This is a genomic window from Erwinia sp. GW821-FHT03D09 (assembly GCF_059420805.1).
The window spans coordinates 237,936-258,853 of record NZ_JBWKUK010000005.1; the positions used below are offsets into that span (position 1 = coordinate 237,936).

22 protein-coding genes are annotated in these 20,918 nt (G+C 54.4%); 13 read left to right on the forward strand and 9 right to left on the reverse strand.

Annotated elements, in window-relative coordinates:
* From lpxB to AC07U6_RS06930, 9 genes are all read left to right on the forward strand, one after another.
* Nucleotides 1-1,146, forward strand: coding sequence for a lipid-A-disaccharide synthase (gene lpxB / locus AC07U6_RS06890; RefSeq protein ID WP_494761638.1), 1,146 nt, complete (start codon nucleotides 1-3; stop codon nucleotides 1,144-1,146).
* Nucleotides 1,143-1,766: a ribonuclease HII gene (rnhB, locus tag AC07U6_RS06895; protein WP_494761639.1), complete on the forward strand. Its 624-nt coding sequence runs from the start codon at nucleotides 1,143-1,145 to the stop codon at nucleotides 1,764-1,766. The genes lpxB and rnhB overlap by 4 nt, the downstream gene beginning before the upstream one ends.
* 30 nt (nucleotides 1,767-1,796) lie before the next feature.
* Entirely contained in the window at nucleotides 1,797-5,279 is a 3,483-nt protein-coding gene (gene dnaE / locus AC07U6_RS06900; RefSeq protein WP_494761640.1) for a DNA polymerase III subunit alpha, read from the forward strand.
* 12 nt (nucleotides 5,280-5,291) lie between these two features.
* Nucleotides 5,292-6,251, forward strand: a complete 960-nt coding sequence (gene accA / locus AC07U6_RS06905) for an acetyl-CoA carboxylase carboxyl transferase subunit alpha (protein WP_494761641.1) — start codon at nucleotides 5,292-5,294, stop codon at nucleotides 6,249-6,251.
* 131 nt (nucleotides 6,252-6,382) lie between these two features.
* Nucleotides 6,383-7,168: a hypothetical protein gene (locus AC07U6_RS06910; RefSeq protein WP_494761642.1), complete on the forward strand. Its 786-nt coding sequence runs from the start codon at nucleotides 6,383-6,385 to the stop codon at nucleotides 7,166-7,168.
* Between the two features lie 106 nt (nucleotides 7,169-7,274).
* The gene (locus AC07U6_RS06915) at nucleotides 7,275-9,425 is read left to right on the forward strand and encodes a lysine decarboxylase LdcC (protein ID WP_494761643.1); all 2,151 of its coding nucleotides are present in this window, start codon (nucleotides 7,275-7,277) and stop codon (nucleotides 9,423-9,425) included.
* 83 nt (nucleotides 9,426-9,508) lie between these two features.
* Nucleotides 9,509-9,904: a VOC family protein gene (locus AC07U6_RS06920; RefSeq protein WP_494761644.1), complete on the forward strand. Its 396-nt coding sequence runs from the start codon at nucleotides 9,509-9,511 to the stop codon at nucleotides 9,902-9,904.
* A gap of 54 nt (nucleotides 9,905-9,958) precedes the next feature.
* Nucleotides 9,959-11,260, forward strand: a complete 1,302-nt coding sequence (gene tilS / locus AC07U6_RS06925; RefSeq protein ID WP_494761645.1) for a tRNA lysidine(34) synthetase TilS — start codon at nucleotides 9,959-9,961, stop codon at nucleotides 11,258-11,260.
* Nucleotides 11,261-11,274: 14 nt separating this feature from the next.
* A complete protein-coding gene (locus AC07U6_RS06930) occupies nucleotides 11,275-11,589 on the forward strand; it encodes a c-type cytochrome (protein ID WP_494761646.1) in 315 nt (104 codons plus the stop codon).
* Between the two features lie 49 nt (nucleotides 11,590-11,638).
* On the opposite strand, the gene rof is transcribed toward AC07U6_RS06930, so the two are convergent.
* Nucleotides 11,639-11,902 carry a Rho-binding antiterminator gene (rof, locus tag AC07U6_RS06935; RefSeq protein WP_494761647.1) on the reverse strand — a complete coding sequence of 88 codons (264 nt, stop codon included), beginning with the start codon at nucleotides 11,900-11,902 and terminating at the stop codon, nucleotides 11,639-11,641.
* Nucleotides 11,889-12,089, reverse strand: a complete 201-nt coding sequence (locus tag AC07U6_RS06940; RefSeq protein ID WP_105595462.1) for a YaeP family protein — start codon at nucleotides 12,087-12,089, stop codon at nucleotides 11,889-11,891. Before AC07U6_RS06940 ends, rof begins: the two co-directional genes overlap by 14 nt.
* 130 nt (nucleotides 12,090-12,219) lie before the next feature.
* On the opposite strand from AC07U6_RS06940, the gene AC07U6_RS06945 reads away from it, so the two are divergent.
* From AC07U6_RS06945 to AC07U6_RS06955, 3 genes are read left to right on the forward strand one after another with little or no spacing between them, the layout of a single operon-like run.
* Nucleotides 12,220-12,774, forward strand: a complete 555-nt coding sequence (locus tag AC07U6_RS06945; protein WP_494761648.1) for a YaeQ family protein — start codon at nucleotides 12,220-12,222, stop codon at nucleotides 12,772-12,774.
* A complete protein-coding gene (gene arfB, locus AC07U6_RS06950; protein ID WP_494761649.1) occupies nucleotides 12,771-13,187 on the forward strand; it encodes an alternative ribosome rescue aminoacyl-tRNA hydrolase ArfB in 417 nt (138 codons plus the stop codon). The genes AC07U6_RS06945 and arfB overlap by 4 nt, the downstream gene beginning before the upstream one ends.
* Before the next feature lie 39 nt (nucleotides 13,188-13,226).
* Nucleotides 13,227-13,640: a copper resistance protein NlpE N-terminal domain-containing protein gene (locus tag AC07U6_RS06955; protein WP_494761650.1), complete on the forward strand. Its 414-nt coding sequence runs from the start codon at nucleotides 13,227-13,229 to the stop codon at nucleotides 13,638-13,640.
* Between the two features lie 80 nt (nucleotides 13,641-13,720).
* Here the strand turns inward: AC07U6_RS06955 and proS are convergent, their stop codons facing one another.
* The 7 genes from proS to metN form a co-directional block, all read right to left on the reverse strand.
* Nucleotides 13,721-15,439, reverse strand: coding sequence for a proline--tRNA ligase (gene proS / locus AC07U6_RS06960; RefSeq protein WP_494761651.1), 1,719 nt, complete (start codon nucleotides 15,437-15,439; stop codon nucleotides 13,721-13,723).
* A gap of 91 nt (nucleotides 15,440-15,530) precedes the next feature.
* Nucleotides 15,531-16,238, reverse strand: coding sequence for a tRNA (N6-threonylcarbamoyladenosine(37)-N6)-methyltransferase TrmO (tsaA, locus tag AC07U6_RS06965; protein ID WP_494761652.1), 708 nt, complete (start codon nucleotides 16,236-16,238; stop codon nucleotides 15,531-15,533).
* 1 nt (nucleotide 16,239) lies between these two features.
* Entirely contained in the window at nucleotides 16,240-16,644 is a 405-nt protein-coding gene (rcsF, locus tag AC07U6_RS06970; RefSeq protein WP_494761653.1) for an Rcs stress response system protein RcsF, read from the reverse strand.
* 209 nt (nucleotides 16,645-16,853) lie between these two features.
* Nucleotides 16,854-17,255: an Rcs stress response system protein RcsF gene (gene rcsF, locus AC07U6_RS06975; protein ID WP_494761654.1), complete on the reverse strand. Its 402-nt coding sequence runs from the start codon at nucleotides 17,253-17,255 to the stop codon at nucleotides 16,854-16,856.
* A gap of 139 nt (nucleotides 17,256-17,394) precedes the next feature.
* On the reverse strand, nucleotides 17,395-18,210 hold the full coding sequence (locus AC07U6_RS06980) for a MetQ/NlpA family lipoprotein (protein WP_200545319.1): 816 nt from the start codon (nucleotides 18,208-18,210) through the stop codon (nucleotides 17,395-17,397).
* Between the two features lie 35 nt (nucleotides 18,211-18,245).
* Nucleotides 18,246-18,899 carry a methionine ABC transporter permease MetI gene (locus AC07U6_RS06985; protein ID WP_494761655.1) on the reverse strand — a complete coding sequence of 218 codons (654 nt, stop codon included), beginning with the start codon at nucleotides 18,897-18,899 and terminating at the stop codon, nucleotides 18,246-18,248.
* Entirely contained in the window at nucleotides 18,892-19,923 is a 1,032-nt protein-coding gene (gene metN, locus AC07U6_RS06990; protein WP_494761656.1) for a methionine ABC transporter ATP-binding protein MetN, read from the reverse strand. The genes AC07U6_RS06985 and metN overlap by 8 nt, the downstream gene beginning before the upstream one ends.
* A gap of 193 nt (nucleotides 19,924-20,116) precedes the next feature.
* Between metN and gmhB the strand changes: the two genes are divergently transcribed.
* Nucleotides 20,117-20,677 carry a D-glycero-beta-D-manno-heptose 1,7-bisphosphate 7-phosphatase gene (gmhB, locus tag AC07U6_RS06995; RefSeq protein ID WP_494761657.1) on the forward strand — a complete coding sequence of 187 codons (561 nt, stop codon included), beginning with the start codon at nucleotides 20,117-20,119 and terminating at the stop codon, nucleotides 20,675-20,677.
* Nucleotides 20,678-20,918 lie beyond the last annotated feature (241 nt).

A 20,918-nucleotide genomic window follows, 5' to 3' on the forward strand; every position in this document is an offset into this window, starting at 1 on the left:
ATGCCTAAGCATCCCTTAACGATAGCCCTTGTCGCCGGAGAAACCTCCGGCGATATTCTTGGTGCCGGTCTGATTCGTGCGTTGAAGGCAAAGCATCCTGACGCCCGTTTCGTCGGTGTAGCGGGCCCGCTGATGCAGGCCGAAGGCTGCGAAGCGTGGTATGAGATGGAAGAGCTAGCCGTGATGGGTATCGTCGAGGTACTCGGACGGCTGCGCCGTATCCTGCATATTCGCCGCGATCTCACCGCACGGTTTACCGAGCTTAAGCCGGACGTCTTTGTTGGTATTGATGCGCCCGATTTCAATATCACGCTTGAAGAGCGCCTGAAGCAGCGTGGTATTCGCACGATCCATTACGTCAGCCCGTCAGTCTGGGCATGGCGGCAAAAGCGGGTATTTAAAATAGGCCGTGCCACCGATCTGGTGCTGGCCTTCCTGCCGTTTGAAAAAGCCTTTTACGACCGCTTTAACGTTCCCTGTCGCTTTATTGGTCATACCATGGCCGATGCGATGCCGATAGAGCCGGATAAGCTGGCAGCGCGGCAGGAACTGGGCATTGCGCCCGATGCGCTTTGCCTCGCTCTGCTGCCGGGCAGCCGGAATGCTGAAGTGGAAATGCTCAGTGCTGATTTCCTGCGTACCGCCATGCTGTTGCGTCAAAAGTATCCGCAGCTGGAGGTGGTTGTTCCGCTGGTCAATCCGCGCCGCCGGGAGCAGTTTGAAAAGATAAAAGCTGAAGTTGCGCCAGATCTGACCATGCATTTGCTGGATGGCAAAGGTCGTACTGCAATGGTCGCCAGCGATGCCGCACTGCTGGCCTCTGGAACCGCCGCGCTGGAGTGTATGCTGGCGAAATGTCCCATGGTTGTGGGCTATCGAATGAAGCCGTTCACTTTCTGGCTGGCGAAACGCCTGGTGAAGACCGACTATGTTTCACTGCCTAATCTGCTGGCCGGTCGTGAGCTGGTGAAAGAGCTGTTGCAGGATGAGTGTGAACCGCAGAAACTGGCTGCGGCGTTGGAACCCCTGCTGTTTAACGGTGAAGCCCGTCAACAGTTACTGGCGACCTTTGCCGAGCTGCATCATCAAATCCGCTGGAATGCGGATGAACAGGCTGCGGCCGCCGTACTGGAGCTGTGTCCATGAGTGATTTTATTTATCCCAACGCTGCGCTGATTGCCGGCGTTGATGAAGTTGGGCGTGGCCCGCTTGTCGGTGCCGTGGTAACCGCCGCAGTGATCCTCGATCCTGCCAACCCTATCCAGGGCCTGGCCGATTCGAAAAAGCTGTCTGAAAAGCGGCGCCTGGCGCTGTACGATGAAATCGTCGAAAAAGCGCTGAGCTGGAGCCTGGGACGAGCAGAACCGGAAGAGATCGATCAGATCAATATCCTGCATGCCACTATGCTGGCAATGCAGCGTGCCGTGGCAGGTCTGCACATCGCGCCTGATTTTGTGCTGATTGACGGCAACCGCTGCCCGGTGCTGGCGATGCCCAGCCAGGCCGTGGTCAAAGGGGATAGCCTGGTGCGTGAAATCAGTGCGGCTTCCATTATCGCTAAGGTGACGCGCGATCGTGAAATGGCCGAGCTGGATCTGCTGTATCCCGAATACGGCTTTGCCCAGCATAAAGGCTACCCAACCGCCTTGCATATGGAAAAACTGACGCAGCACGGTGCAACGCCGCATCATCGCCGCAGTTTTGCCCCGGTGCGCAATGCGCTGCTGGATGCTGAAATTGCCGCTACGCGTTCCCGTACGCTGTAATCCTTTCCCTCAGTTTTAACGGAATTCCAGATGGCCGAACCTCGTTTTATTCATTTACGCGTTCACAGCGACTACTCCATGATCGATGGACTGGCGAAGACGGGCCCGTTGGTGAAAAATGCGGCGAAGATGGGCATGCCGGCGATTGGCATCACCGATTTCACCAACCTGTGCGGGCTGGTCAAATTTTACGGGACCGCGCACGGGCAGGGCATGAAGCCGATCATCGGCGCAGACTTTAACGTTGCCAGCTCACTGATGGGCGATGAACTCAGCCAGCTGACCGTCCTTGCAGCAGACAACGAAGGCTATCAAAATCTTACCCTGCTGATTTCCCGCGCCTACCAGCGTGGCTACGGACCGGCGGGCCCGACCATCGATCGCGACTGGCTGATGGCACACCAGCAGGGCATTATTCTGCTCTCCGGTGGGCGGCGCGGTGACGTCGGCAAAATGCTGTTGCGCGGTAATCCCACCGGCGTTGCCGAGTGCCTGAGCTTCTACCAGACTCATTTCCCCGATCGCTACTATCTGGAACTGATCCGTACCGGCCGCCAGGATGAAGAAGTTTACCTGCATGCGGCGGTCGATCTGGCGATTGCCGAAGGGGTGCCGGTGGTGGCAACCAACGAAGTCTGCTTCCTGCAGGAAGATGACTTTGATGCCCATGAGATCCGCGTAGCGATCCACGACGGCTTTACGCTGGACGATCCAAAGCGCCCGAAAAATTACAGCCCCCAGCAATATATGCGGACAGAAGAGGAGATGTGCGAGCTGTTCTCGGACATCCCGGAAGCGCTGGAAAACAGCGTGGAAATTGCCCGCCGCTGTAACGTGACCATTCGCCTGGGTGAATACTTCCTGCCGCAGTTCCCGACCGGTGAAATGACCACCGAAGATTTCTTGGTCATGAAATCGAAAGAGGGGCTGGAAGAGCGTCTGGAATTCCTGTTCCCCGATGAACAGGTGCGCGCAGAGCGCCGCCCGGAATATGACGACCGTCTGGATATTGAACTCAACGTTATCAACCAGATGGGCTTCCCGGGCTACTTCCTTATCGTAATGGAGTTCATCCAGTGGTCGAAGGATAACGATGTGCCGGTGGGGCCGGGGCGTGGCTCCGGTGCCGGTTCGCTGGTGGCGTATGCGCTGAAAATCACCGACCTCGATCCGCTGGAGTTTGACCTGCTGTTCGAACGCTTCCTCAACCCTGAACGTGTTTCCATGCCGGACTTCGACGTTGACTTCTGTATGGAGAAGCGCGACCTGGTGATTGACCACGTGGCTGAGATGTACGGGCGTGAAGCGGTATCGCAGATCATTACCTTTGGTACCATGGCGGCAAAAGCGGTGATCCGCGATGTGGGGCGCGTGCTCGGGCATCCGTACGGCTTTGTCGATCGTATATCCAAACTGGTGCCGCCCGATCCGGGTATGACGCTGGAAAAAGCGTTTGCCGCAGAACCGCAGCTGCCGGAAATCTACGAAGCGGATGAAGAGGTTAAAGCGCTGATTGATATGGCGCGTAAGTTAGAAGGCGTCACGCGTAATGCCGGTAAGCATGCCGGGGGCGTGGTTATCGCGCCCACTAAAATTACCGACTTTGCGCCGCTTTACTGTGATGAAAATGGCAACCACCCCGTCACTCAGTACGATAAGAATGATGTGGAGTATGCGGGCCTGGTCAAATTCGACTTCCTCGGCCTGCGCACGCTGACGATCATTGACTGGGCGCTGGGAATGATTAACGCCCGGCGTGAAAAAGAGGGGCTTGAGCCGATCGATATTGCGGCCATCCCACTTGAAGACCAGAAAAGCTTCGATATGCTGCAGCGCTCGGAAACCACCGCGGTATTCCAGCTTGAATCGCGCGGCATGAAAGATCTGATTAAGCGCCTGAAGCCTGACTGCTTCGAAGACATGATCGCTCTGGTGGCCCTGTTCCGTCCCGGACCGCTGCAGTCCGGCATGGTAGATAACTTTATTGACCGTAAGCACGGGCGTGAGGAAATCTCCTATCCTGATATTCAGTGGCAGCACGAGTCGCTGAAGCCGGTGCTGGAACCCACCTACGGCATCATTCTGTATCAGGAACAGGTCATGCAGATTGCCCAGGTGCTGGCGGGATATAGCCTGGGCGGCGCGGACATGCTGCGCCGTGCAATGGGTAAAAAGAATCCGGTCGAAATGGCCAAGCAGCGCGGCGGCTTTGAAGATGGTGCGAAAGCACGCGGCGTTGACGGCGAACTGGCGATCAAGATCTTCGACCTGGTGGAGAAATTCGCCGGTTACGGCTTTAACAAATCTCACTCCGCAGCGTATGCGCTGGTGTCTTATCAGACCCTGTGGTTGAAAGCGCACTACCCGGCGGAGTTTATGGCCGCGGTTATGACCGCCGATATGGACAACACCGAGAAGGTGGTTGGGCTGGTGGATGAGTGCTGGCGTATGGGGCTGAAGGTGCTGCCGCCGGATATTAACTCCGGACTGTATCAGTTCCACGTCAATGACGATGGTGAAATCGTTTACGGCATCGGGGCGATTAAGGGCGTTGGCGAAGGCCCAATCGAAGCGATTATAGAGGCGCGTAACGAGGGCGGATACTTCCGCGAACTGTTCGACCTCTGTGCACGGGCCGACACCAAAAAGCTGAACAAGCGGGTGCTGGAAAAACTGATTATGTCCGGCGCGTTTGACCGTCTGGGGCCACACCGTGCTGCGCTGATGAGTGCGCTGCCTGATGCGCTGAAGGCCGCCGATCAGCATGCGAAAGCGGAAGCGATTGGCCAGGCGGATATGTTTGGCGTACTGGCGGAAGCGCCTGAGCAGGTAGAAAAGTCCTATTCTGACGTTACGCCATGGCCTGAACAGATCCAACTGGATGGCGAAAGGGAAACTTTAGGGCTTTACTTAACCGGTCACCCGATAAATCAGTATTTAAAAGAAATTGAGCGCTATGTCGGTGGACTGCGCCTGAAAGACATGCACCCGACCGAACGTGGAAAAATGACCACTGCGGCCGGTCTGGTGGTGGCGGCCCGCGTTATGGTAACAAAACGCGGTAACCGGATTGGTATCTGTACACTTGACGACCGTTCGGGTCGTCTTGAAGTGATGTTATTCACAGATGCGTTAGATAAATTCCAGCATATGTTGGAAAAAGACCGTATCCTGATCGTCAGCGGACAGGTCAGCTTTGATGACTTCAACGGCGGGCTTAAAATGATGGCCCGAGATATGATGGACATCGACGAAGCACGCGAAAAATATGCGCGTGGACTTGCTATATCGCTGACGGACAGGCAAATTGATGACCAGCTTTTGAACCGTCTCCGTCAATCCCTGGAACCCCATCGTTCGGGGACAATTCCGGTACATCTCTACTATCAGAGAGAGGATGCGCGGGCGAAGTTGCGCTTTGGCGCGACCTGGCGCGTGTCGCCCAGCGATCGTTTATTAAACGATCTGCGGTCGTTGATAGGATCGGAGCAGGTGGAACTGGAGTTTGACTAAAACAGGATTATTATGAGTCTTAATTACCTGGATTTTGAACAGCCAATCGCAGAACTTGAAGCGAAAATTGATTCACTTAAATCGGTTGGCCGTCAGGATGAAAAACTGGATATTAATCTGGATGAAGAAGTTCAGCGTCTGCGCGATAAAAGCGTAGAACTGACGCGTAAAATCTTCTCCGATTTAGGTGCATGGCAGATCGCGCAGCTTGCGCGTCATCCGCTGCGTCCTTATACGCTGGATTATGTTCGTAACGTTTTCACCGATTTTGATGAGCTGGCGGGCGACCGTGCCTATGCCGATGATAAAGCCATTGTTGGCGGTATCGCTCGTCTGGAAGGTCGTCCGGTGATGATCATTGGTCATCAGAAAGGGCGCGAAACCAAAGAGAAGATTCGCCGTAACTTCGGCATGCCGGCACCGGAAGGTTACCGTAAAGCGCTGCGTCTGATGGAGATGGCCGAGCGTTTTAAAATGCCTGTCGTTACCTTTATTGACACCCCGGGTGCCTATCCTGGTGTGGGTGCGGAAGAGCGCGGTCAGTCTGAAGCCATCGCCCGTAACCTGCGTGAGATGTCCGGCCTGAAAGTGCCGGTTATCTGTACGGTAATTGGTGAGGGTGGCTCAGGTGGTGCACTCGCTATCGGCGTGGGCGACAAAGTGAACATGCTGCAGTACAGCACCTATTCGGTGATCTCACCGGAGGGCTGTGCGTCGATTCTGTGGAAAAGCGCCGACAAAGCGCCACTGGCTGCGGAAGCGATGGGGATTATTGCCCCGCGCCTTAAAGAGCTGAACCTGATCGACAGCGTGATCCCGGAGCCGCTGGGCGGTGCGCACCGTAATCCACTGGCGATTGCTGATTCTCTGAAAGCACAGCTGCTTTCAGACCTGGCGGAACTTGATGCGTTAAGCACAGAGGAACTGCTGGATCGTCGCTATCAGCGTCTGATGAACTACGGTTACGCTTAATTTAGCACCCGTCGTGATAAAGGCCCCTCAGGGGCCTTTTTTGTCTCAGCATTTTCACAATTTATGCTATCTTTAATCTTTCCCGAGTCATGTTAGCCTTTTTTGCTAACTTATTAAAAGGAAGGGATATTATGGATATTAATCGTCGTAAATTAGCCATGGGTTTACTGACCCTCCCGGCTGTCGCCGCCGTTAGCGGCTGCGTTTCAGCAGAAAAGCCCCACAAAGATAAAACCTTCGATCGGATGGCGCTTAATCAGCTGAGCGACCAGCTGGAGGATCGTCACACGGCCGATATTCTGGCCCCGTTCATTCTGGATGCCGCTTTTAATATGACACCGCCGGCCGGCCACATACAGGAGGCCAGCATGGTGATGGCTTTCGCTTTCGGCAACCGACCGAATCCTGAACACGATCCCAATAAGCTTGCTCTGCCGGGACCGATGAATCGGGTGCTGGCCCAGTGTTGCGCTGCCGTATGGCGTAAAAAACGCATGCCGCTCTATTTGCAATGGGAAATTGCGCGCTGGATGGAATCTACTGAGTTCTCAGACATTCCACGCAGTGACATTATTTCCATTGAGCCCTACTGGGATGAAGGCGGTAAGCTGGTTTATCTCAGTACCGATGGCGTTGTGCAGGAAATTATTAATAAGTACTTTTCCGGCGATCCTGCAAAAATGGGCAAGGCAGCGATCGTGGGTCATCGCGACCATGTTAAACGCTGCATTATGACCTGTGCGGCACGTCAGGTGCGTGGGTTTGCACCCAGGGGAGTTTCCCTGCCGCGATGGTATGACCCACAGTCCGATCAACCCTGGACCCGGCGTAGGGATCTTTATGTGCTACAGGACATTACCGCACAGTTGTCGATGAGCGCCCAGGCAAACATCGCGAAGGCTTACCCGCAGGGATAAGCGCAAGAGGATGCGATCCGCTATGCTTACAGTTTGACTGCAGGGTCAACCGGTCTTGACCAGGCGGAAGCAATCTTCCGCCTTTGTATGCAGATGGAGGTAAGCATTGAACATTATCGCGATCGTAGGACCGCACAACGTTTTTTATAAAGATGAACCGATCCGACAGCTGGATGCCGCACTGCAATTACAGGGCTTCCAGACCATCTACCCGCACGATGCTGCGGACCTGCTGAAGCTGATTGAACACAACCCGCGAATAAGCGGCGTGATTTTTGACTGGGATGAACACAGCTTTGAGCTTTGCAGTGAAATCAATCAGCTGAACGAATATCTGCCGCTGTATGCTTTTATCAATACCCATTCGACGATGGACGTCAGCATTAACGAGATGCGTATGGCGATCTGGTTCTTCGAATATGCGCTTAACGCGGCAGAGGATATCGCCCAGAGGATACGCCAGTACACCGATGAGTATCTGGAAAACATCACGCCGCCGCTGACCCGCGCGCTGTTTACCTACGTTAAAGAGGGGAAATATACCTTCTGTACGCCCGGGCACATGGCCGGAACGGCTTTCCAGAAAAGCCCGGTAGGCTGCCTGTTTTACGATTTCTTTGGCGCCAACACCCTGAAGGCGGATATTTCTATCTCGGTGACCGAACTGGGATCGCTGCTCGACCATACCGGCCCGCATCTTGAGGCCGAAGAATATGTTGCCCGTACCTTCGGCGCCGAGCAGAGCTACATGGTCACTAACGGAACCTCGACCTCTAATAAAATTGTCGGCATGTATGCAGCCCCCGCCGGAAGCACCGTGCTGGTCGATCGTAACTGCCATAAATCGCTGACCCATTTGCTGATGATGAGTGATGTTATCCCGCTCTGGCTGAAACCAACGCGTAACGCGTTAGGGATACTAGGCGGCATTCCTAAGCGGGAGTTCACCCGAGAGAGCATCAAGCAGAAAGTGGCCCAAACACCGCGTGCCAGCTGGCCGGTCCATGCGGTGATTACCAATTCAACCTACGACGGTCTGCTTTATAACACGCAGTATATTAAAGAGACGCTGGACGTTCCCTCCATCCACTTTGATTCTGCCTGGGTGCCGTATACCAATTTTCATCCTATCTACAGCGGGCTGAGCGGCATGAGTGGGGAGCGAACGGCGGGAAAAGTGATTTATGAAACGCAGTCTACGCATAAACTGTTGGCCGCTTTCTCGCAGGCGTCGCTGATCCACATTAAGGGCGACTACGACGAACAGACCTTTAATGAGGTCTATATGATGCACACGACCACATCACCCAACTATTCAATTGTCGCCTCTATTGAAACGGCGGCGGCCATGCTACGCGGCAATCCCGGTAAGCGGCTGATTAACCGCTCGGTTGAGCGGGCACTGCATTTCCGCCGTGAAATCCAGCGCTTGCGCGAAGAGTCCGACGGCTGGTTCTTTGATATCTGGCAGCCGGAAGGCATTGATGAACCGGAATGCTGGCCGATCCAGCCGGGCGAGGAGGACTGGCACGGTTTTCGCGATGCGGATGCCGATCATATGTACCTTGATCCGATCAAAGTCACCATCCTGACTCCCGGTATGAGCGAGCTTGGCGAGATGGCGGAAGAGGGCATTCCGGCGGCTCTGGTAGCGAAATTCCTCGATCAGCACGGCATCGTGGTGGAGAAAACCGGGCCTTACAATCTGCTGTTCCTGTTCAGTATTGGCATCGATAAAACCAAAGCGATGAGCGTGCTGCGCGGGTTGACGGAGTTCAAGCGGGCCTACGACCTTAACCTGCGGGTCAAAAATATGCTGCCGGATCTGTATGCGGCAGATCCGGACTTTTATCGCAATATGCGTATTCAGGATCTGGCGCAGGGAATCCACTCACTGATCTGCCAGCATGACTTATCGCGCCTGATGCTGCAGGCGTTTGCCGTACTGCCGGAGATGAAACTTACCCCGCACCAAATGTTCCAGCAGCAGGTCAAGGGCAATGTTGAAACCGTGGATATCAGCGAGCTGGTGGGGCGGATCTCGGCCAATATGATCCTGCCCTATCCGCCGGGCGTACCGGTGGTAATGCCGGGTGAGATGATCACCGCTGAAAGCCGCGCCGTGCTCGATTTTCTGTTGATGCTGTGTTCGGTAGGGGAACGCTATCCCGGCTTTGAAACGGATATACACGGTGCCACTCTTACCGAGGACGGGCAGTATCGGGTGCGGGTACTGAAAAATGACGCGGTAATTTAGACCATTTTACGGAATCTCACCCGTTGCGGTCAGGCTCGTCGCTGAGTAAGGTACTGCTAAACAGCATTGAGTCAGGTGGCAGCATGTCCGGTTTACAGTTAAAGCAGGTGCATCATATTGCGATTATTGCGCGTGACTATCCGCTCAGCCGAGCGTTTTACTGCGATATTCTGGGGTTTACGCTCATGGCAGAGGTATATCGTGAAGCGCGTGATTCCTGGAAGGGCGATCTGGCACTGAACGGCAGCTATGTGGTTGAGCTGTTTTCGTTCCCTAATCCCCCGTCGCGGCCGTCGCGGCCGGAAGCCTGCGGCCTGCGTCATCTGGCGTTCAGCGTGGAGGATATTGATGCCGCCACGCAATATCTGAGCGAACGCGGCGTGGCCTGTGAAGATATTCGCATCGATCCGCTGACCGGCAAGCGTTTTACCTTCTTCAGCGATCCTGACGGTTTGCCCCTGGAACTATATCAGGCTTAAAATAGGAACGGTTAAACCCGGTGTACCGCGCCGGGTGTTCTATTTAGGATTACCATGTCAGATCTTGCTCATCTCGAACGTTCACTGACCGCAGAGCAACCTGTACTGCTGGCCTACAGCGGCGGGCTGGATTCAACCGTGCTACTTCACCAGCTGGTGCAGCTGCGCCAGCAGTGGCCGACGCTGCGACTGCGGGCGTTACACGTTCATCATGGTCTTAGCCCGCTGGCGGATGGCTGGGTGGCACACTGCCGCCGCCAGTGTGCGGAGTGGCAGGTGCCGCTGGAGGTGGTGAAGGTGACGGTTGATGCGCGGCAGGGGGGCATTGAGTCGGCGGCGAGAAGCGCACGCTATCAGGCGCTGGCTCAGCATATCGATCCGAAGGAAACGCTGCTGACCGCGCAGCACCGGGACGATCAGAGTGAAACCCTGCTGCTGGCGCTCAAGCGCGGTAGCGGCCCGGCGGGCCTGGCGGCCATGTCACCGGTGCAGATGCGTGGTGACAATCTGCATCTGCGCCCACTGCTGGATTTCAGTCGCCAGCAGCTTGAGGCGTGGGCCGCGCGCCATCGACTCAGCTGGATTGAAGATGAGAGTAATCAGGACCCGCGCTATGACCGCAACTTCCTGCGCTTAGAGATATTGCCGTTACTGAATGAACGCTGGCCACACTTTTCTGCTGCAGCTGCCCGCAGCGCCGCACTGTGCGGCGAACAGGAGCAGCTGCTTGACGAGCTGCTGGCCGAGTCGCTTGATGCACTGATCGCCGAAGACGGCAGCCTGGGTTTTACGCCGCTGTTGAGCATGAGCCCGGTCCGTCGCGCTGCGCTGCTGCGGCGCTGGATTGCGCGGCAAAACGGTGCGATGCCCTCGCGGGAAGGGTTGGAGCGACTGTGGCAGGAGGTGGTTCTGAGCCGTGAAGATGCCACGCCGTGCCTGCGGCTGGGGGCTGCTGAAGTTCGCCGTTTTCGCGATCGCCTGTGGTGGTTACTCCCATCTGAGCCGCTGGCCGATCGTCATATCGACTGGGCTGCACCCTGGCTGCCGTTGACGTTACCGGCTGAGCTGGGGCAGCTGATGGTCGATGATGACGGGATCTCGCTGCGCCGGCCTCAGGCGTCGGAAAGGGTCAGCGTTCGCTTTCAGGCTCGGGGCACGTTTCATATTGTGGGCCGCGCAGGGAGCCGCCCGTTGAAAAAGCTCTGGCAGGAGGCCAGTATTCCGCCCTGGCAGCGTGAGCGCATTCCAATGCTGTTTTATGGTGAGCAACTAATTGCTGCGCTGGGGGTATTTGTGACCCGTGATGGAGCACCATCTTCAGCGGAAACCGCCTGGCGGGTACGCTGGCAACAATGAATCCAGGAAATGCTATGTTTAAAAAAAATCTGACGGTAGCGATATTTCTGTTAACCAGCCTGCCGGTTATCGCGGTGGGTGACAGCAGCGCCGGGCAGCAAAAATCCGCAACTTGCATGGCCTGTCATGGCGCAAACGGTAAAGCCGCTGCGCCGATCTACCCTAATCTGGCTGGGCAGAATGAGGCGTATCTCGGGTTGGCGTTACACGCGTATAAAACTGGTGCGCGCAGTGGCGGGCAGGCTGAGGTGATGAAGGCGTTTGTCGCCGGTCTCAGTGACGAAGATATCGATGATTTAGCAGCGTACTACGCGGGCCTGAAGCCCTGACGGGACAGGGGCGAGCTGTTTGCCGCCCCTGTTATGATTGACGTGTGGGTTAATCGGATTCGCTGACCACGACGGTGCCGAGGTCGGGATGGCTGAAACTGGCGATATGATCGAGACGAAGGTCGCTGGTTTCACCGGCAATCTCCACCGTCAGGTACTCAACGTTTTTCCGCGACAGAATGTCTTTCGCTTTGGCTTTCAGCTGCTCGCCGTTTTTCAGCGTCAGCGCCAGCGTCCAGTGTTTTTGGCAGGCGAGTTCCAGGCTGTCATAGTCATCGCAGTTGATCGGTTTGTAGGCTTCATTCATCAACATAGTCGCTCACCAATAAGTTAGCGGCAGCAAAGGCTGCCTGTTCCCTGATGGAAGAGTTTAGCTCAGGATTCCCGGCTATTTCATCGAGTGCTTTCAATACGCAGGCCAGAGCATCCGGCACGTATCCCAGGTCGCCACTGCCGATCTCGGCATATTTACGGCGAACTAATTCACAATAGTTTTGCACTTGCACCCCCTTCAGAGTGTTTCTCTGACTAACATCGACTATAGCACAGGCTTTTATCGGAAATCAGCCGGGTACGGGTGAATTGCTGCACCATCGGTTACAATGACCGGCAACTAAGATAAGGATACCTATGGCACTGAAAGCAACGATTTACAAAGCGACCGTTAACGTCGCGGATATGGACCGCAATGTATTTATTGACCAGGTACTGACGCTGGCGCGTCACCCGTCTGAAACCGAAGAGCGTCTGATGCTACGGCTGCTGGCGTGGATGGTGCATGCCCATGAACGTTTAACCTTTACCCGCGGCTTAAGCGCCGAGGATGAACCCGAAATTTGGCAGCTTAACGATCATAACGGCATCGACCTGTGGGTTGACCTGGGGCTGCCCGAAGAGCGGCGCATTAAAAAAGCCTGCAGTCGTTCACAGCATGTATGGCTGTATGCCTATAACTGGCGCGCGGCACAGCCGTGGTGGCAGCAGAACCAGAACAAACTGGCACAGCAGGATAATCTGTCCATTCGTTACCTGGGCGATGAACAGCTCAGTGCGCTCACCCAGCTTGCCTCCCGTTCAATGCAGCTACAGGCAACCATTCAGGATGGCACAATATGGCTATCTGATGACACCCACCACCTTGAAACTCAGTTTGAGACGTGGTTGGATGCAGGTAAGAAGCCATGATTATTCTTTCACGTAATGTCACCATTCCCGACGCTGAAATCGAAATTACGGCGATTCGCGCACAGGGGGCGGGTGGGCAGCACGTGAACAAAAGCTCTACGGCCATTCATCTGCGGTTTGATATCCGGGCTTCCAGCCTGCCCGAGTTTTATCAGTCGCGTATGCTGGCCGCCAGCCATCATTTGATTACGCCAGAGGGCATAGTGATTATCAAGGCGCAGGAGTATCGCAGCCAGGACATGAACCGTGAAGCGGCGTTAAAAAGGCTGGAGAATTTAATTCTTGAGTTGACGATTGTTGAAAAGGTTCGCCGCAGTACGCGCCCGACACTGGCATCTAAAAAGCGCAGGTTGGAGAGCAAAGCGCGTAAATCGTCAACTAAATCGCTGCGAGGCAAAGTTCGCAGCGACTAACGGACCCAGGGTCTACTTATTCAGGCAGCAGGAGATGTGATGAAAACGGTTTTGTTAAGCTTTAGTGCGGCACTGGTACTTGCCACGCTGATTGGCTGTAATAACCATCAGCCCGCGCAGCAGTATGCGGCACTGGAACCGATGCGCCAGAGCTATAGCGGGCTGATGCCCTGTGGGCAAAATTGCCGCGACAGCGAATCTTCGCTTTTCCTGGCTGCCGATGGCAGCTATGTACTGGCGCAGCGAGAAGCAGGTGCCAGTGGAATGCGGTTTGCCCAGTACGGGAAGTGGGCGCGTACGGCAGACACATTAACGCTGGTGGCGATGAACGGCGAGAAACAGCTGTTCCGCCCAACGGAAGAGGGGCTTGAGGTGTTATCGGTCCGCGGTGTGCCGGTAAGCAATCAGCAGCGCTATCATTTAGCCGCCCGAACGCAGCAGCCCGCCAGCTGAAGATATTGAATACTATCCCCGCTTAAAATAAAACGGCCACCGCATTAGCGATGGCCGTTTTTCGTCAACAAACCGGGGAATTACTTCGCCAGTTCGGCAACCAGGAACTCAACGATCTCGTTGGTTTTGATCATACGCTTCTCACCTTCGCGACGGGATTTGTATTCAATCTCTTCGCTGTCGAGGTTCCGATCGCCAATCACGATGGTATGAGGTACGCCAATTAGTTCCATATCGGCAAACATTACCCCCGGACGCTCTTTGCGGTCGTCGAGGATCACATCAATGCCTTTGGCACGTAGCGTGCTGTAAAGCTCTTCCGCCAGCTCTTTCACGCGGAACGATTTCTGCATGTTCATTGGCAGGATCGCGACCTGGAACGGTGCCAGCGCCGCTGGCCAGATGATGCCGCGTTCGTCGTGGTTCTGTTCAATTGCAGCGGCCACGACGCGGGTGATACCGATACCGTAGCAGCCCATGGTCAAAATCTGGTTACGGCCATCTTCACCCTGCACGGAGGCTTTCATCGCCTCCGAGTACTTGGTGCCGAGCTGGAAGATATGACCCACCTCGATGCCACGCTTGATTTGCAGCGTACCTTTCCCGTCAGGGCTGGCATCGCCTTCCACCACGTTACGGATATCCGCAACGCGCGGCAGCGGCAGATCCCGCTCCCAGTTAATACCCGAGAAGTGTTTGTGATCGATGTTCGCACCGGCGCTGAAATCGCTCATCGCGGCAACGGTACGGTCTGCGACGATTGGCATCGGCAGGCCAACGGGACCGAGCGAACCCGGGCCGGCGCTGACCAGTGCACGGATTTCCTCTTCGGTAGCAAAGGTCAGCGGCGCGGCAACGATATCAATTTTCTCTGCTTTGACTTCGTTCAGTTCGTGATCACCGCGCACCAGCAGGGCAACCAGCGTGTGGCCGCTCTCTTCTGCCGCTCTCACCATCAGCGTTTTCACGGTTTTCTCAACCGGCAGATTAAACTGCTCGACCAGCTCGGCGATGGTTTTCGCATTTGGCGTATCGAACTGTGCCATTGCCTGAGAGGGGGCTGCACGGCCACCGGCGGGTGCGACCGCTTCCGCTTTTTCCATATTGGCCGCGTAATCTGATTCGGTGGAGAACACCACGTCGTCTTCACCACTTTGCGCCAGTACCTGGAACTCATGGGAAGCGCTACCGCCGATTGAACCGGTATCGGCATCCACCGCACGGAAATTCAGGCCCATACGGGTGAAGCTCTGGCTGTAAGCGCGATACATCGCATCGTAGGTATCCTGCAGCGACTCCTGCGTGGTGTGGAAGGAGTAAGCGTCTTTCATGATGAATTCGCGTGAACGCATCACGCCAAAGCGTGGGCGGACTTCATCGCGGAATTTTGTCTGGATCTGGAACACGTTCAGCGGCAGCTGCTTGTAGGAGCTGAGTTCATTACGGATCAGATCGGTGACCACTTCTTCATGCGTTGGGCCCAGTACAAATGGACGATCGCCGCGATCGACAAAGCGCAGTAGTTCCGGACCGTACTGCTCCCAACGACCGCTCTCCTGCCAGAGATCGGCAGGCTGGACCACCGGCATCGAAATCTCAATAGCACCGGCGTTGTTCATCTCTTCGCGCACGATGTTTTCAACTTTTTTCAGCACGCGCAGACCGGTCGGTAACCAGGTATAAAGTCCGGATGCCAGTTTGCGGATCATCCCGGCGCGCAGCATCAGCTGGTGGCTGATCACTTCAGCGTCGGCAGGTGTCTCCTTTTGAGTGGAGAGCAGGTATTGAGTAGTACGCATGAGTTACGATTCCATATGAACGGAAGAGAGTCAAAAAACGTGGCGGCTAGTGTACCAGCGTGTCGGGTGAGTCAAAAGATGCCGGGCTAAATTAACGTGGGTCGATAGCGATAACTTCGGTACCCGCAAGGGTGACGCGCCAGCGAACGTTAAAATCCAGCAGCCAGGCGGCATATTCCCGATCCGGCTCTTCGCCTTTACGATAGGCAGGTCGCGGGTCCTGTGCCAGCACCTGAGAAATAAAACGCTTCAGATACGGATAGCGAGGCAGTTGTTGTGCCAGCTGCTCGTAGGCTGCCGGAGTAAAGGATACGGGCATATCGGCCGCAGGAGCCTGTTGGGCAAAACCGGCACGGGCATCGGGCAGGGCTTCAGCAAACGGCAGATAGGGTTTGATATCGACAATCGGCGTGCCATCGACCAGATCGAGGCTGCCCAGCTCCAGAACAACCTGCTGTTGCTCACAGCGGATACCTTTCAGTTCGACAAGGGACATACCGACTGGGTTAGGGCGGAAGGTTGACCGCGTAGCAAACACGCCCATACGTGCATTACCCCCCAGACGCGGCGGGCGTACGGTAGGGCGCCAGCCACCTTCCATGGTTTGATGGAAAACAAACAACAGCCAGAGATGGCTGAATGCCTCCAGGCCTTTCACCGCTTCCGGCTGGTTATAGGGGGGTAAAAGACGCAGTTCACCACCGCCGTCTTCAATCAGACCGGGCTGTCTGGGAACGGCAAATTTCTCCTTCCAGGGGGAATAAATAGTACCAATTTGCTGGAAGGAGAATGAGGACATTTTACTCTGCGACTCTTATGGCGGAACCCTGACATGTGGCTTCGCGATAACAACCCGGAGAGCCACTCAATACTTCGCAGCTTTGCATCAGCAGGGCATTACCCGACAGTGCAGCGGCGCGTTTTTGCATTTGCTGGCGAACATTAACCAGATTAGGTGGGAAATCTTTCGCTTCAACCTGGCAATCATCACCTGAAACGCCACCCAGCGCAAGAAACGCTTTGCCGTTCAGCGCTTCAACGCTGTTATAAATAGCAATGCTCGGGCGAGTGGTGTTGGTCAGCATTTTATTAGCTGGAGTAGCGTGCTGAGCGGGTGTTGCAGCCTGGACCTGCTTAGTTTTATGAGACTGTGCAGTACAACCTGCCAGAGCCATAGCCAGCAAACAAAATGTAATAAGACGCATGGAAAATCCTTTTTATGTTAATCGTGGGGGCTGAATATAACAACCCCATAATTAACCCGCAATCTTGCTAAGTAATTAAAAAACAATGGTTTTGCTCTTTATTTTTAGCGATTTTTTACGGCATGGCTCTTACTTTTTGTCATAGGTTGCGAGATGAAATATCGCAATAAATTCTTGAGAATTCAGGCTGAGTGGACCAATAACGATTGTTAATTGGATACTTTCAGTGCCGAGCCCTGACAAATTGCCTGGCGGTAGCATCCCTGTGTTGAACTCACAATTTCGCATTTGTGCAGCAGTACAGCATTGGCCTTCATGCCTGAAGCCCGGACCTGCATGCGCTTGCGTGCAGTAGCAATATTCGGTGGAGAGTCCTGGTTGCTGCTTTGGCAGTCGTCACCGTACACTTCGCCAAGATCGCGGAAAGGTTTACTGACCAGTTCAGCGGCGTCGGTATACAGTTTTACCGGCGCAGGGTGAGCGGCGGGTTTAGCGCGGGCAGGTTCCGTTTGCGCTGGTTTCTCGAATGGCGTGATGGGCTGGTAGGGTTTCTGCAGCAGCGAACAGCCTGTCAGCGACAGGGCCAGCAAACAGAGCGGCAAAACACGCATGGGGAATCCTCATGTTCGGTAAAAGTGGCGTTATTGAAGCAAGCCGTAGCAGAAATAACAAGAGGAGAGCGGGATATGCAGAACGAGAGCCATTTATTCGTAAAACATGCAGGCCGCTGGCGCGGCCTGCATTCAGGTATTACCAGCCTTTAACCGCGCCGCCGTTAAAGGTTTTATTCGCCGCTTCGTTAACTTCGTCAGACTGATAGGCCTGAACGAATTTCTTCACGTTCTCCGCGTCTTTATTATCTTCGCGGGCAACGATCAGGTTAACGTATGGAGAGTTTTTATCTTCCACAAAGATACCGTCTTTCGCCGGGGTCAGGCCGATCTGGCTGGCGTAGGTAGTGTTAATCACCGCCAGTGCGATCTGCTGATCGTCCAGAGAGCGCGGCAGCTGTGGCGCTTCCAGCTCAACCAGCTTGATGTTTTTCGGGTTCTCAACCACATCCAGCGAGGTTGGCAGCAGGCCAACACCATCTTTCAGTTTAATCAGGCCCACTTTCTGCAGCAGCAGCAGTGAACGACCGAGGTTAGTTGGATCGTTTGGAATGGCAACCTGCGCGCCTTCCTGCAGTTCATCCAGTGATTTGATTTTTTTCGAATAGCCGGCAATCGGATAAACGAAGGAGTTACCCACGGAAACCAGTTTGTAGCCGCGATCTTTGATCTGCTGATCGAGGTATGGTTTATGCTGGAAGGCATTGACGTCAATATCGCCTTTGCTTAATGCTTCGTTAGGCAGTACGTAGTCGTTAAACGTCACCAGCTCAACGTTCAGACCGTATTTCTCTTTCGCCACTTTCTGTGCGACTTCAGCAACCTGCTGCTCGGCACCGACAATCACCCCCACCTTAATGTGGTTAGGATCTTTCTCTTTCTGATCGCAGCCAACCAGAGCCAGAGTACCGATCAGTGCGCCTACGGCAGCAAACGTTTTAAAATTAAAAGACATGTCCCTTCCTTAAATAACGAATAATACTGTTGTGTTTACTTATGAGTGACCGCGCGAACAATGCGATCGCCGCCAAACTGAATCAAATACACCAGAACAACCAGCAGAACTAAAACGATATTCATTACTGTGGCGTTATAACCAATATAGCCATACTGATAGCCAATCTGCCCCAGACCGCCTGCGCCCACTGCACCGCCCATCGCGGAGTAGCCCACCAGGGTGATCAAAGTAATAGTAGCTGCATTCACCAGACCCGGTAGCGCTTCCGGTAGCAGAACCTTGCAGATAATTTGCAGGGGGGTGGCACCCATCGCGCGCGAGGCTTCAATCAGACCGGTTGGCAGCTCCAGCAGGGTGTTTTCCACCATACGTGCAATAAACGGCGCCGCACCAATGGTCAACGGTACAATCGCCGCCTGCAGACCGATAGAGGTTCCGACAATCATTCGGGTGAACGGAATCATCCACACCAGCAGTATAATGAAAGGAATCGAGCGGAAGATGTTAACCACCGCAGACAGCACGCGATAGAGTTTAGCGTTGGCGATAATCTGTCCCGGGCGGGTGACGTACAGCAGCACGCCGACCGGCAGACCGATAACAAAACCAAAAAAGCCGGAGACAAAGGTCATCATCAGGGTTTCCCAGATGCCGCGGCCCATTAACCACATCATTGCCTCAGACATAACCCAATACCTCTACCTTTACGTGATTTTGCTGTAGAAACGCGATAGCAGCCTGAACATCGTCGGCGCTGCCGTGGATTTCGGCCAGCATAATGCCGAACTTGACACCGCCTGCGTAATCCATCTGAGCACTGATAATGTTGTTGTTCACATTAAAACGGCGAGCGGATTCTGAAAGGAGAGGCGCATCAACTGACTGGCCGGTAAATTCCAGGCGCAGTAAAGGAACGGTATTCTCACGGGATTCAGGGGACAGGCGCTGAAGGTAATCCTCAGGAATGTCCAGATGCAGGGTAGACTGAATAAACTGCTGAGCCAGTGGCGTCTTCGGATGGGAGAAGACCTCGCTCACCGTATCCTGTTCGATCAGCTTGCCGTCGCTGATGACGGCAACGCAGTCGCAGATGCGCTTAACAACATCCATTTCATGGGTGATCAACAGAATAGTGATGCCCAGGCGGCGGTTAATATCCTTGAGTAATTCGAGAATCGAACGTGTAGTGGCCGGATCGAGGGCGCTGGTGGCTTCATCACACAGCAGTACTTTTGGATTGCTGGCCAGTGCGCGAGCAATTGCCACGCGCTGCTTCTGACCGCCGGAAAGGTTGGCAGGCCATGCATCGTGCTTATCGCCAAGGCCGACCAGTTCCAGTAACTCAGTAACGCGTTTCTTTATTTCCGCTTTCGACAGGCTGCCCAGTTCCAGCGGCAGTGCAACGTTGCCTGCAACCGTACGGGAGTTCAGCAGATTAAAGTGCTGGAAGATCATGCCAATCTGACGGCGTGCCAGGGTCAGCTGTGCTGAAGAGAGTGTCGTAAGATCCTGATCGTCAACAAGGACTTTACCGGAGGTCGGGCGCTCCAGCAGATTAACACAGCGAATAAGGGTACTTTTACCAGCGCCGGAAGCACCGATAACCCCGTAAATTTGCCCGGCAGGCACGTGCAGACTGACATCGGACAGCGCTGTAATCGTGCGTGAACCCTGCCGGAACACTTTGGTGATATTTGAAAGTTTTATCATTGCTTTATTTATTATCGTGATGGGGTTGTCCGTGGCGTTCATTCTTACTTATGCATTCAGTAGTAAAGGAGAACGCAACTGGATGTTAAGGCATCCAGACGTCTAAATCAATCGAAGTCATTCAAACTGGCATTCTCTCTTCTATAGCAATCGTGAGATACTCTACGGCAAATTTTTTAGCAGGAGTGACTACGTGGCTACCAATGTCCCGGCAATTTTTCTTGATCGTGATGGCACCATTAATATCGATCATGGCTATGTTTTTGAAAGCGACAACTTTGAGTTTATCGATGGCGTTATTGAAGCCATGGCAGAACTAAAGAAGATGGGGTTCGCCCTGGTATTGGTGACTAACCAGTCCGGTATCGCACGTGGCATGTTTACTGAAGATCAGTTTATGCACCTGACCGAGTGGATGGACTGGTCTCTGGCCGATCGTGATGTCGATCTCGACGGCATCTATTTCTGCCCTCACCATCCGGAAGCTGTAGTAGAAGAACTTCGTCAAAAGTGTGACTGTCGCAAACCGCAACCGGGAATGCTGCTGTCTGCACAGCAGGAATTGCACATCGATATGGCTGCTTCTTATATGGTTGGCGACAAGATAGAAGACATGATGGCAGGCGCAGCGGCCGGAGTGGGTAAAAAAGTACTGGTTCGCACCGGGAAGCCCGTTACCGCCGAGGGTGAAAAAGCGGCAGATTGGGTGCTAAATAGCCTTGCAGAGCTGCCTGCACGCATCAAACAGGGCTAAAAAGCAGCGTTTCGCACGAAGTTTCAGCAAGCAGATAAAAACTTAACATTTCTGCTTGCGTTCCCGCTCGGTCTCCCTATAATGCGCAACCACTGAGACGGCACAACGACTGACAGGCCAGCCACTCAGAGGTTCAGGAAGTCTCTGAACCGCCGGAAAAAACTTCTCAAAAAGAGGTTGACTCCGAAGGAGGAAAGCGTAATATACGCCACCTCGCAGCAGTACGCTCCGGCGACTGGCT

Excerpts from the sequence above, each read along its gene's own strand:
- rcsF (WP_494761654.1), bottom strand. The coding sequence starts at position 17,255 with ATGCGTGTTTTGCCGCTCTGTTTGCTGGCCCTGTCGCTGACAGGCTGT.
- tsaA (WP_494761652.1), bottom strand. The coding sequence starts at position 16,238 with ATGTCCTCATTCTCCTTCCAGCAAATTGGTACTATTTATTCCCCCTGG.
- rcsF (WP_494761653.1), bottom strand. The coding sequence starts at position 16,644 with ATGCGTCTTATTACATTTTGTTTGCTGGCTATGGCTCTGGCAGGTTGT.
- dnaE (WP_494761640.1), top strand. The coding sequence starts at position 1,797 with ATGGCCGAACCTCGTTTTATTCATTTACGCGTTCACAGCGACTACTCC.
- proS (WP_494761651.1), bottom strand. The coding sequence starts at position 15,439 with ATGCGTACTACTCAATACCTGCTCTCCACTCAAAAGGAGACACCTGCC.
- accA (WP_494761641.1), top strand. The coding sequence starts at position 5,292 with ATGAGTCTTAATTACCTGGATTTTGAACAGCCAATCGCAGAACTTGAA.
- AC07U6_RS06930 (WP_494761646.1), top strand. The coding sequence starts at position 11,275 with ATGTTTAAAAAAAATCTGACGGTAGCGATATTTCTGTTAACCAGCCTG.
- metN (WP_494761656.1), bottom strand. The coding sequence starts at position 19,923 with ATGATAAAACTTTCAAATATCACCAAAGTGTTCCGGCAGGGTTCACGC.
- lpxB (WP_494761638.1), top strand. The coding sequence starts at position 1 with ATGCCTAAGCATCCCTTAACGATAGCCCTTGTCGCCGGAGAAACCTCC.
- rof (WP_494761647.1), bottom strand. The coding sequence starts at position 11,902 with ATGTTGATGAATGAAGCCTACAAACCGATCAACTGCGATGACTATGAC.
- rnhB (WP_494761639.1), top strand. The coding sequence starts at position 1,143 with ATGAGTGATTTTATTTATCCCAACGCTGCGCTGATTGCCGGCGTTGAT.
- tilS (WP_494761645.1), top strand. The coding sequence starts at position 9,959 with ATGTCAGATCTTGCTCATCTCGAACGTTCACTGACCGCAGAGCAACCT.
- AC07U6_RS06985 (WP_494761655.1), bottom strand. The coding sequence starts at position 18,899 with ATGTCTGAGGCAATGATGTGGTTAATGGGCCGCGGCATCTGGGAAACC.
- AC07U6_RS06980 (WP_200545319.1), bottom strand. The coding sequence starts at position 18,210 with ATGTCTTTTAATTTTAAAACGTTTGCTGCCGTAGGCGCACTGATCGGT.
- AC07U6_RS06910 (WP_494761642.1), top strand. The coding sequence starts at position 6,383 with ATGGATATTAATCGTCGTAAATTAGCCATGGGTTTACTGACCCTCCCG.
- arfB (WP_494761649.1), top strand. The coding sequence starts at position 12,771 with ATGATTATTCTTTCACGTAATGTCACCATTCCCGACGCTGAAATCGAA.
- AC07U6_RS06945 (WP_494761648.1), top strand. The coding sequence starts at position 12,220 with ATGGCACTGAAAGCAACGATTTACAAAGCGACCGTTAACGTCGCGGAT.
- AC07U6_RS06955 (WP_494761650.1), top strand. The coding sequence starts at position 13,227 with ATGAAAACGGTTTTGTTAAGCTTTAGTGCGGCACTGGTACTTGCCACG.
- AC07U6_RS06920 (WP_494761644.1), top strand. The coding sequence starts at position 9,509 with ATGTCCGGTTTACAGTTAAAGCAGGTGCATCATATTGCGATTATTGCG.